Annotated in this window: 6 protein-coding genes; 4 read left to right on the top strand and 2 right to left on the bottom strand. The window is 40.8% G+C overall.

Annotation, left to right across the window (positions count from 1 at the left end; genetic code table 11):
- Positions 1 to 51: 51 nt before the first annotated feature.
- Positions 52 to 3,339: a two-partner secretion domain-containing protein gene (locus tag CDG77_RS24325; protein WP_094331917.1), complete on the top strand. Its 3,288-nt coding sequence runs from the start codon at positions 52 to 54 to the stop codon at positions 3,337 to 3,339.
- Between the two features lie 14 nt (positions 3,340 to 3,353).
- Here CDG77_RS24325 and CDG77_RS24320 read toward each other — a convergent pair whose 3' ends face one another.
- Complete coding sequence (locus tag CDG77_RS24320) at positions 3,354 to 6,182, bottom strand: CHAT domain-containing protein (RefSeq protein ID WP_094331916.1); 2,829 nt, start codon at positions 6,180 to 6,182, stop codon at positions 3,354 to 3,356.
- Between the two features lie 311 nt (positions 6,183 to 6,493).
- Between CDG77_RS24320 and CDG77_RS24315 the strand changes: the two genes are divergently transcribed.
- On the top strand, positions 6,494 to 7,171 hold the full coding sequence (locus tag CDG77_RS24315; protein ID WP_223269949.1) for a hypothetical protein: 678 nt from the start codon (positions 6,494 to 6,496) through the stop codon (positions 7,169 to 7,171).
- 177 nt (positions 7,172 to 7,348) lie between these two features.
- Positions 7,349 to 9,076, top strand: coding sequence for a ShlB/FhaC/HecB family hemolysin secretion/activation protein (locus CDG77_RS24310; RefSeq protein WP_094331915.1), 1,728 nt, complete (start codon positions 7,349 to 7,351; stop codon positions 9,074 to 9,076).
- On the opposite strand, the gene CDG77_RS37885 is transcribed toward CDG77_RS24310, so the two are convergent.
- Positions 9,053 to 9,397, bottom strand: a complete 345-nt coding sequence (locus tag CDG77_RS37885; RefSeq protein WP_223269948.1) for a hypothetical protein — start codon at positions 9,395 to 9,397, stop codon at positions 9,053 to 9,055. The genes CDG77_RS24310 and CDG77_RS37885 overlap by 24 nt on opposite strands.
- 729 nt (positions 9,398 to 10,126) lie before the next feature.
- Between CDG77_RS37885 and CDG77_RS24300 the strand changes: the two genes are divergently transcribed.
- Entirely contained in the window at positions 10,127 to 10,489 is a 363-nt protein-coding gene (locus CDG77_RS24300) for a hypothetical protein (protein ID WP_094331914.1), read from the top strand.
- Positions 10,490 to 10,621: the final 132 nt, after the last annotated feature.

Here is a 10,621-nt window from a genome sequence, read left to right as displayed (position 1 = left end):
AATCAAGCGGACATGATATGAGTCTTACAGAAAAATAGGCTAATAAAAATTATGAAAATTTTGCGGTTTAGCGTCGCGGGATGGTTGGGGTGGGTGGGAGCATTAGCAGTTTCTATTCATCCTAGTTTTGCTCAGTTAACTCCCGACAACACCCTTAGCAAAGAGCGATCGCAAGTCATTCCTTTCGATCAAAAAAATGACATTATCGATGGCGGTGCGGCTCGTGGCACTAACTTATTTCACAGCTTTCAAGATTTTAATGTCGGCGTTGGTCGAGGCGTTTATTTCGCCAATCCAGAAGGGATAACAAATATCTTTTCTCGGGTTACTGGTGGTAACTCATCAAATATTTTCGGGAGATTGGGGGTATTGGGTAGTGCAAATTTGTTTTTGCTAAATCCCAATGGGATTGTGTTTGGGAAAAATGCCAGTTTAGATGTGCAGGGTTCATTTGTGGGGACAACTGCAAATAGCTTAATCTTTCCCAATGGGGTAGAGTTTAGTGCCACAAATCCGCAAGCGCCGCCGTTGTTGGCTATTAATGTACCAATTGGCTTGCAGTTTGGTTCCCAACCAGGAAGTATTACTAACCAAGCAGTTAATGCTTTGTATGTTGGCTCTGGTAGCACCCTAGCACTTATAGGCGGTGAAATTACCTTAGATGGTAGTTATTTGTTTACTCAAAATGGACAAGTGAAATTGGGCGCAGTCAGTGGAGATACAACCGTTGGGCTGAATGTTAATAACTCCTCATTGGGTTTTAAGTTACCAGAAAATTTCGGACGGGCACCCATTAACTTAACGAATGGAAGAATTGCCGCTACAGGTGGAAATAGTGGAATTGAGTTATTTGGCGGAAAAATTGCCCTAAACGGAAACCGTTCTTATCTATTTAGTTTCAATGGTGGCTCAATTGTTGTTGATGCGACTCAATTTAATTTAGGCAATGACTCTCAAATTGTGAGCGCTACTTCTGGTGCAGCAAGGGGTGGTGATATTCAAATTCAAGCCAGCGATGCAGTAACTCTTGCTAGCAGCAGTTCCATTTTTTCCAGCAGTGATGATACTGGTGCAGGTGGTGATGTTACTATCAATGCCGGGAAAATCACAATTACCGGAGATGGAACACCAGAAAATCTTGTTGGAATCTCTACATCTAGCAATGGGAAAGGCAATGGAGGGAATCTCACCTTCAATGCTACGGAGTCGGTTAACGTCAATGGCGGCTTTATCCAGGTTTACAATAACGGTGCAGGTAATGGAGGAAACTTGACAGTGCGAGCTACAGATGCCGTCAATATCACTAATAACGGCTCTTTAGGGTTATCCAGTAATGGCTCTGGTTCAACAGGGAATATACAAATTGAAACGGGCACTTTGCGAGTTCAAAACAATTTATCAGGGGGGGGAGTGACAGCATTTGCATCTGGTGGTGGAAATGTTGGTTCTATTTCCATTCAGGCTCAAAATGCGGTTGAGGTGACTAAAAGTTATATATCTACAGGTGTTTTTTTATCACTCACAGGTACAACTCCAGCAACAGCAGGGGATATCACCATTGAAACCCAGCGAGTCAATCTCAAAGATGGGAGTAATCTCACAACGAATACCTTTAGCGGTGCAAATGCAGCTAACATTTTGATTAAAGCTAGTGAATACGTAGGAATAAGCGGCAACAGTTATGTATCAAGTGGTACTTCTATTGGCTCAGGAAATGGTGGTAATGTAACGATAGAAACGCCTCAACTCTCCCTAACTGAAGGAGGACATATAAACACCTCATCCAGTAGAGGAAGTGGTAATGCTGGAAATATTACTATTCGCGCCAAGGATATAGAAGTCGACGGGTTTGTTTTCGTACCTCGTGCAGAAACAAATTTTTCTCAGCCTCAGCTACAAGAATTTCTGTCTCGGTTCGGCGGTATTCCTGATATGAGTGACTTATCCTCAGATGTGATTGGAGGTAATGCAGATGTAAGAGGTGGCACGATAACTATTGACACGGAACGGTTGCGGTTGAGTAATGGTGGAAACATATCAACCTCAGTGTTAGGAGGACGGGGACAAGGGGGTAATTTGGTGGTTCGTGCCACTGATTTTATTGATATTACTGGGGTTGGTGTGGAACGACTAGATGGTTCATTTGCACCATCAGGTTTATTTGCGGAATTGCAAAATGGGGGAATTGGTTCTGGGGGAAGCATTGACGTTACAACTGGACGCTTAAACCTCAGCAATAACGGAGGAATTTCTGCCAGCACATTCAATCAAGGTAATGCCGGAAATATTGGGATTAATGCGAGTCAAATTGATTTACGCGGAAGTAGTAGTATCAGAACTCAGGTTAACCATGAAGCTAAGGGTAACGCAGGCAATATCAGCATCAAAACGCAACTATTAAATGTACAAGAACAATCGGAGATATCATCAGGAACTTTTGGAAATGGAAATGCGGGTAATTTAACTGTACAAGCTGATAACATTAGCCTGATTGGTTCAGATAGTGAGTTGGCAACTGGTATAACATCATCAGTTCAGGAAGGGGCTAAGGGGAAAGGTGGTGATATAGATATTACTACCAATAATCTTGATATAAGTGATCGTGCCCAAATTATTTCCGGCAGCCTCGGTACGGGTGACGCTGGAGATATTAGAATTAATGCTAATTTTCTGGAAATTCTGGGAAAAAGTAGTGCGATCGCTTCTTCAACAAATGCAGGTAATGGTGGTAACATCACCCTCAACATCGCTGATTTATTACTTTTGCGCGATGGCGCTTTCATTTCAACCACCGCAGGTAGGGCAGAAGCAGGTGGCAATGGCGGTAACATCAATATCAACTCTAAATATATCGTCGCCATCCCTAAAGAAAACAGCGACATCAGCGCCAATGCATACACTGGAACTGGTGGAAACGTTCAAATCAACTCGCAGGGTATTTTCGGTATCGAGTCGCGGACAAAGCCAACAGATAAAAGCGATATTACTGCAAGTTCGCAATTAGGCGTTTCCGGTATCACAAATATTAACGCACCCGATACCAATTCTATTCAAAATAGCTTTACTCAAGTAGCTCCAAACGTCATCGACACTAATGCACTCATCGCCAATAGTTGCGTTTCCCGCAGTTCCAAGGAAGGGGGTACATTCTTCATCACTGGTTCTGGTGCTTTACGTAATAGTCCAGGGAATGGATTAATTTCTGTATATTCAACTGGTGAAGTGCGTAACGTTCAACCAACATCGCGGACTTGGAAAAAAGGCGATCGCATTATTGAACCACAAGGGCTTTATCGACTGGCTAATGGACAGTTGGTACTCAGTCGAGAATGTCAGTAGAGAGGATGTGACTTTCAAAGCCAATTACCGATCGCAATCATTGGTGCCCAATACGCAGGATTATCATAGCTGGGATTTATTTCGGATGGCGATAATTTCTTAGCATGAATCATTCTAATTTGGGCTTTTTGCAACGCTTCCGCAATACTCATGCCAGCGTTGCGGTAGTTGGTGTAAAATGCTTTGACTAATTCCGATGTTGATTCATCTGTGACACTCCACAAAGATGCGATCGCACTTTTTACCCCAACTTGCAAGGCAACTCCAGCTAACCCTAGTGTGGCGCGATCGTCACCAAATGCAGTTTCACATGCAGTCAATGTCAGTAGTTCGACACTATCCGATTTGCTGTTGAGGTTTCGTAGTGAGTTCTCTAATTGACCGATGGTAAGTTTTTGGTTTTTGCCTGTGACAATAAAGGTGTCTTCAGGAATGATCCCAAATTGAGCGTGACTAGCTATGTGAATAATTGGATATGTGCTTTTGTCAAGTGTTTTTTGAAAGCTTTCGGGAAAAAAGTTTTCATCGATGAGGTCGGTATGACGAGGAAATATACCTTTAATTGCACTAATTTCATCAGGAACAGCAGAAAGCGCATCAAAAATCTTCCCGTCGATTGTGGCTGTTTCCGTCAAACCCAAAATTAACGCTTTTTGCGGACTGCGATCGCTTGCTTTGGGTGTGCTAAGTCGTAAACTGGGGGTTGTTGCAATGGCATAAGTTTCGACTAAATATTTGTGTTCTTGGTTGTCATAAAGGGCTGCCATTGGCACACTACGCAAAAACCCATCCTGAATAAATACTAGGGTTTTGATTTTCTCCGGTTTGATATCCTCGGCAAAGGGGCGAATTATCCAATCATAAAGCTGTGCGGCAGTTGTTGTATCGTAGTTAATTAGTTCTTCTCCTTTAACTAGTCCTGTGCGAAACTCGGCAATTTTTTTCTGTAGCGTGTTGCTGCTAACTATTTTGTTTGTATCTTCTTGATTGGAATCTTCAATCCATTTAAATTTAGTTGCCTGATTGGGTAACTGCAATAATATCCCGGTTTTGCCCTCTAAAATTATGGAACTCAAAAACCCAGTATTCTGAAACGCTACACTATTATCCTTAAGGAGTTCTCCCACTGGTTTGGGATTCAAGGCACTTAAAATGCAATCATTGCCAAAATAATTTTGTAATTCTGCTAGTTTCAAAGCATCAATGGTTGTAACTACTTCTGATAATTCTTTGGCGCGTCGTTCATCTGCAATCGCACCAACTGCAAGCAAATCGAGCCGCGACTGTGCCAATGTCCGATACAATGGTCGCACAACATCGCGGAAGTCAAACTGTACATCCCTTTCGGCGGTTAAGATATCGCTGCGGATATCTTCTAGGGTATCAAATGCTCGTTGATAAGATGCGATCGCATCTTCTTTTCGATTCTGTTTATCTAAAATCCGTCCGGCTTGCCATTCCCACAAATACAAGCTATCTTTTGCACTTAACTTATTATCTGCTGCGACTATTGCAGTTTGAGTATATTTTAATGCTTCTGTTTCCTTCTTTGGTTCGCATTCCCAGAAATGACCCAAAGCGCCGTTAGAATAAGAAAGTAGGCGATTATCTTGTAAATTTTTACTAGTCGCTACTGACTTGTGTAGCAAACTTAATACATCTGCATCGGGTAAAATCCGGCTATTTGGACAGTAAGTAAAAGGCGAAGTTCCTTTAGCATCTGACTGCAAGTATGCTAAATCAATTGCTCCATAGACTTTTGTCGCTGAATCGGGTAGAATTTCAAGAACCTTTAAAGCATCGTCAACAGTTTTGTTAAATTCCCGATCGTTCATAACTTTGCTTCTATTGGTCTGGGAAGCCAACTGAATTAAATTTAACAATCCTCGCATCTTAGCTAAAGTTTGTTTTTGGTCGCTGGCGAGTTGTGTACTTTTCTGAAAATATTCGTGAGCGTGCCTATAGTCTTCTAGAGACTTTTGAGTAAATTCATTTTCTTTACTAATAATACCAGCTTTATTTGCAGAATCGGCTTGTAACTCTCGCAATTGAGCGCGACTTTTGTAAGCATTACCCAAACTATTTAACACCAAAAAGTCGTAAGCTGGATAAAGTTGTTGTGCTTGGTGTAAATATTCAATTGCTTGGTCGTAATCTCCAATTAAGCGATATGCTTCACCGAGAATTCCTAAAGCTGCAACTTTACCGCTTTTATCGTTGTATTTTGTGGCGATTTGTGCAGCACTTTCTGGAGTGCATTTTACTTCTTGACTCAGTTTATTTTCTGGGATTTTCGACTTATCGACCAGTTTGCCGCACAAAAGTGCGATCGCTTTGCGGGGTTGTCCCAAATTGCTGTAAACTTGGGCTAGCTCTGACTTCATCCGTCCCACTTGTTGGATATTTCCTACCGCACTATAGTCATTAATTGCCGCCGATAGCGATGCGATCGCTGTTTTATTTTCTCCTATTTGTTGGTAAGCACGCGCCAAATTTTCATTTACAACCGCCGTAGCTGACGGATTATTTTTATCTTGATTTAATGCTTCTTGCCAATGTTTGATTGCATTAAAAAAATTCCCCGCCTCATAATCTTTAATTCCTTGTTCAACTAGGGAAGTAATATTTGGAGTTTGTGCAGATACGACTTGTCCAAGTAAAAGAGATATCAGTAAAGTTGTCAAAAATAATCCTTTAATAAATTTGGGATGCCGATTTGGTTTTTGGTGTTGCTGAGTAGCAAAATAAATTAGCCTCTTGCAGAAACTTCCGACTTTCAGCAATATCTGCATCCACCGCCGCGCTGAGAATAATATTTTAAAATATTTATTTTTGGTATTCATGTGTATACGTATATAGGATTACTATTTGATTTTTGAACGAAATTAGGTATTGTAGAGTGTGTTAGAACGGAGTTCCTAACGCACTATTATCACGGGTTTGATGCGTTACTACGTATATTTTCAGCAATCAAACCGGGTTCCTATATAGAAAATAGGTATTTAGCTTTTATTGTTTAAATTACCAGAAATCAGCATCAAAAACTGAAGTTTTTAAAAGTGTGCAGTTTTCTGCAAAATAGTATGCACCATCATGCGATCGCACAAGATAAATTCTGCACTTATATCTGCGTGAAAGGTGAACGCATTACCTAGTGGTTTCTCATAATCTGAGTATTAAAGAAACGGTTCATGAATCGAAAAATAACAAAACCATCAATTTATTAACCGTTGCTGATGAAGGTATCGTTATTTTTTTAACTCAGATTGAGAGGTTGATTATGTTTTCTACACTAGTTTCTAACACACTTTTAGCAAAATCTCTGTTACCAACTTTCAAACAAACTGCTTCCATTGCAATTTTAGTAGCTGGAATTGGATTATTTGGTATCAAGTCAGCAAATGGCAGAGATGTTTTAGCACAAACACCCAATACTTCTCAATCTTCATCTTATGCGATCGCGCAACTCGTAGATGCAAATTCTCCGCTTTACGGAAGTTGGAGTCTTAGATATAGCGTTGATGGAGTTGTCTATCAAAGTGTCCTGGTGATGAAGGGATATTCTGGAATGATGAGAACTAGATATTTTGACTCTAGAATAAATAGAAGTCAGGTTGTAGACCAGGAAATTAACCTCAAATCATCTCCTCAAGGCTTAGTTTTATTGGGATATAACCCTGTTTATCCTGGAACTTCCAGAAGACACCCTACTTATGCTGCTGATAATTTTTTGTTTTCTGTTGAGCCTGATGGCTCAGTAATAGCGTATACTTGCGACGATCTCCGACGGTGTTCGGCTGTAGATGTGGAAAGTATAGTGTCCCAATCTTAAATAAAAATAGCGTAAATTATCTGTCTTTCAAAGGATGTTTTAAAAGTATTTAGCTGTGATTTTAGGCACTTGTCGATCCCCCCTAACCCCCCTTCAAAAGGGGGAAGAATCAAAGTACCCCTTTTGAAGGGGGATTTAGGAGGATCTAGGATAAACTTTATAAATAATAGATAAACAATGGGTTTCTCCCTCCGCTTTAAACAGCTTTTTTTCATTTCATTTTCTTGTATTAGCATCACTCCACTTGCAGCATTTGCCCAATCTACGCCCCCATCTGGAGTAACAATTCCCCCTAATATTCCAGGGAAAGTAGAAGAAACTATTCCTCAACCATTACCATCACCAAATATTCCTCCCACGCCACCTGCACAAAATATCCCTATACTCCCATCACCCCAACCAGAAAATTTACCCGATACTACTTTTCCTAGTGGTGAAAGTTTTCATGTCAAAGAAATCCAAGTCACAGGCTATTCTGTATTAAAAGATGAAATCATCAAGTTAAAACAGCCCTTAGAAAATAAAGACATCACATTTGAGCAGTTATTGCAACTGCGATCGCAAATCACCAAACTCTATGTTGATAATGGCTATATTAGCAGTGGTGCATTTATTCCCAACAATCAAGATATCGCTAGCGGTGTTGTGCAAATTCAAGTTGTGGAAGGCGAACTTGAAGGAATTTCCATTTTAGGGTTAAAAAGATTGCAAACTGCATACGTGCGTTCCCGGATTGCGCGATTGGCGGGTAAGCCTTTAAATCAAAAACGCCTTGAAGAAGCATTGCAATTATTACAACTTGACCCTGCTATTAAACGAGTCAATGCTGAGTTAACCGCAGGTAGCACCCCAGGTAACAATATTTTACAGGTGACAATTACCGAATCGCCAGCATTTCACGCTGGGGTAATATTTGCAAATGACCAATCGCCTAGTGTTGGTTCAGAACAAGGGACTGTTTTTATTGCTCACGATAATTTATTAGGGTTTGGGGATAAATTTAATGCTGAATATGCCGCTAGTGAAGGTTTAGACATTTACAATATTAATTATTCTATTCCGTTTAACGCCCTAGATGGAACCATTGGTGTTCGCTACAGTAACAGTGGTAGCCGGATTATTGAAAGCAAGTTTAGCGATTTAAATATTCGCAGCGAAGCCGAAACCCTTTCTTTTAACGTGCGTCAACCGCTTACTCACACCCCAAACAACGAATTTGCTCTCCGTTTAGCATTTGATTTACGACGTAGCCAAACCTTCATCCTTAATGATATCCCCTTTTCTTTTACTGAAGGGCCGGAAAATGGAAAATCAAAAGTTACGGTAATTCGCTTTTCCCAAGATTGGTTACAACGTAATGCTAACAGTGTTTTAGCGGCGCGATCGCAATTTAGTTTTGGGATTGGTGGTTTTGATGCAACCGTTAATGATAGTGGTACTGATGGGCGTTTTTTTTCCTGGGTGGGACAATTTCAATGGGTGCAACGGCTATCTCCCCGCATCTTGATGTTGGCTAAAGTTAACACTCAACTCACTCCTGATTCCTTACTGTCGCTGGAAAAAATTAGCATTGGCGGAGTGGATACAGTGCGCGGTTATCGTCAAAACCAAATTGTTGCTGACAATGGGGTAGTTGGAGGTGTGGAAGTTCGTATTCCCCTGACATCAAATGTGCAAACTTTACAGCTAATACCATTCGTTGACATCGGCACAGCTTGGAACAATCGCGCTATTAATGCCGACCCACAAACCATTGCTAGTCTGGGTTTAGGTTTAAACTGGCAACCTTTAAATGGTTTAGTATTGCGTGCAGATTATGGTATACCATTTATGGGAACAAGCGATCGCGGTACTTCGCTACAAGATAATGGTTTTAGTTTTTCAGTCCGCTATCAACCATTTTGATAAGTAGCCACCAGTTTTCCCGTTTGTTTGAATTTTAGCGATAAATAAATAGGACTTATGCAAAACTACGCCTTCAGGGTTGACGTTTTTTTGTTTTGTCTTCCCTGTAGCAGCTTCCGCCTTCCCTGTAGCAACTTCCGCCTTCCCTGTAGCAACTTCCGCCTTCCCTGTAGCAGCTTCCGCCTTCCCTGTAGCAACTTCCGTCTTCCCTGTAGCAGCTTCCGCCTTCCCTGTAGCAGCTTCCGCCTTCACATTTCCGTGTTTCGCGCAGTCTGTAGCAGCTTTCGCCTTGACGTTATAAAGAATTTCTATTTGTGTCAACTTAATACTAAAAGGGCGGTTATAAACCGCATCTACACTAAACTTTACTCACCTCTGTGGGTTTTAAACCCTTAAAGGTTGAATAAATAAGTATTTCACTGTAATTTTAGGCACTTTTATATCCCCCCTAACCCCCCTTAAAAAGCTACATTGTACACACAAGTCTTCTAGAGTTGCTTCATAGGCACTTCGAAATAAAAAAATACTCAACTACTTCTTGTGGGGTGGGCAACATGAGCGCCTTTGTATATGGGCGCTCATGTTGCCCACCCCACAAGATTGGGTAATTTATTTGTTGGAAGTCCCATAAGCTTTTGATCCCCCCAACCCCCCTTAAAAAGGGGGGCAAAAGTCTCTTAAAGTCCCCCTTTTTAAGGGGGATTTAGGGGGATCTAAAACTTTTAATACCTACAACAGGACTTTTCAAACATCCTCTTAATTTTTCTTTACTTAGTCCGAGGAGGCGGACTAGACTTGTGTAGCCGCGTACTACTAGGTCAAAGCAAGCTACATGCAATGTGCCAGAAGCAATTCTATTTGCTTGGACTTAAGTTGACACCTGGGACTGGGGATACCTACCCAATAAGAGATGTAGTTTAAATACGTAGAAACTGCTGTAAATTAATTAATTTTTAGTTTTGTTAAAAAATCAACAATTCTACGTATGACAACCTTTTAAACAATTGTTCAGTATGGAGTTATGAGAAATGTAAAAAGTGAGTATTAATTATGGCAAGACCAAAACGCAGTTCACGTGTTCTCAGCAAAGCTGGGATACGTCTAGCAAGTATTAAGTCTATCAATCCAACTCTAGACGTAGGCGAGGGTTTGACAGTTAAAGATTATACTGACAAAATTGAAAACCTCCGAAAATCTCTTGAAGAATACAATACCACCCTTTCTACTATCGATATCTTACTGACCCAAATCGTAGAAAATGAAGAAGATTTGGCAGACTATTCTGAAAAAATATTGCGTGGAATTGCTTATAAATATGGTAGTAATAGCCACGAATATCAGATGGCTGGAGGAATTCGTAAAAGCGATCGCAAGCGTACTGTGCGTCAAAGCATGGTTTTGCCTACTACCTAAGACTAAAACGGAATGGCACTTAGGAATGCAAATTTAATAATCTGCAATTCTGATGGAACGGAGAATGGTGCTACTTTTACACTTTATTTAATCCACGTTCCTTACGTTAACTAAAAGTTGCAACTTAGATAG

Source organism: Nostoc sp. 'Peltigera membranacea cyanobiont' 213, assembly GCF_002245975.1.
GTDB lineage: Bacteria > Cyanobacteriota > Cyanobacteriia > Cyanobacteriales > Nostocaceae > Nostoc.
The sequence above is the reverse complement of the archived record's forward strand: the minus strand, read 5'-3'. Positions and strand labels throughout refer to the sequence as shown.

Excerpts from the sequence above, each read along its gene's own strand:
- CDG77_RS24325 (WP_094331917.1), top strand. The coding sequence starts at position 52 with ATGAAAATTTTGCGGTTTAGCGTCGCGGGATGGTTGGGGTGGGTGGGA.
- CDG77_RS24320 (WP_094331916.1), bottom strand. The coding sequence starts at position 6,182 with ATGAATACCAAAAATAAATATTTTAAAATATTATTCTCAGCGCGGCGG.
- CDG77_RS24310 (WP_094331915.1), top strand. The coding sequence starts at position 7,349 with ATGGGTTTCTCCCTCCGCTTTAAACAGCTTTTTTTCATTTCATTTTCT.
- CDG77_RS24300 (WP_094331914.1), top strand. The coding sequence starts at position 10,127 with ATGGCAAGACCAAAACGCAGTTCACGTGTTCTCAGCAAAGCTGGGATA.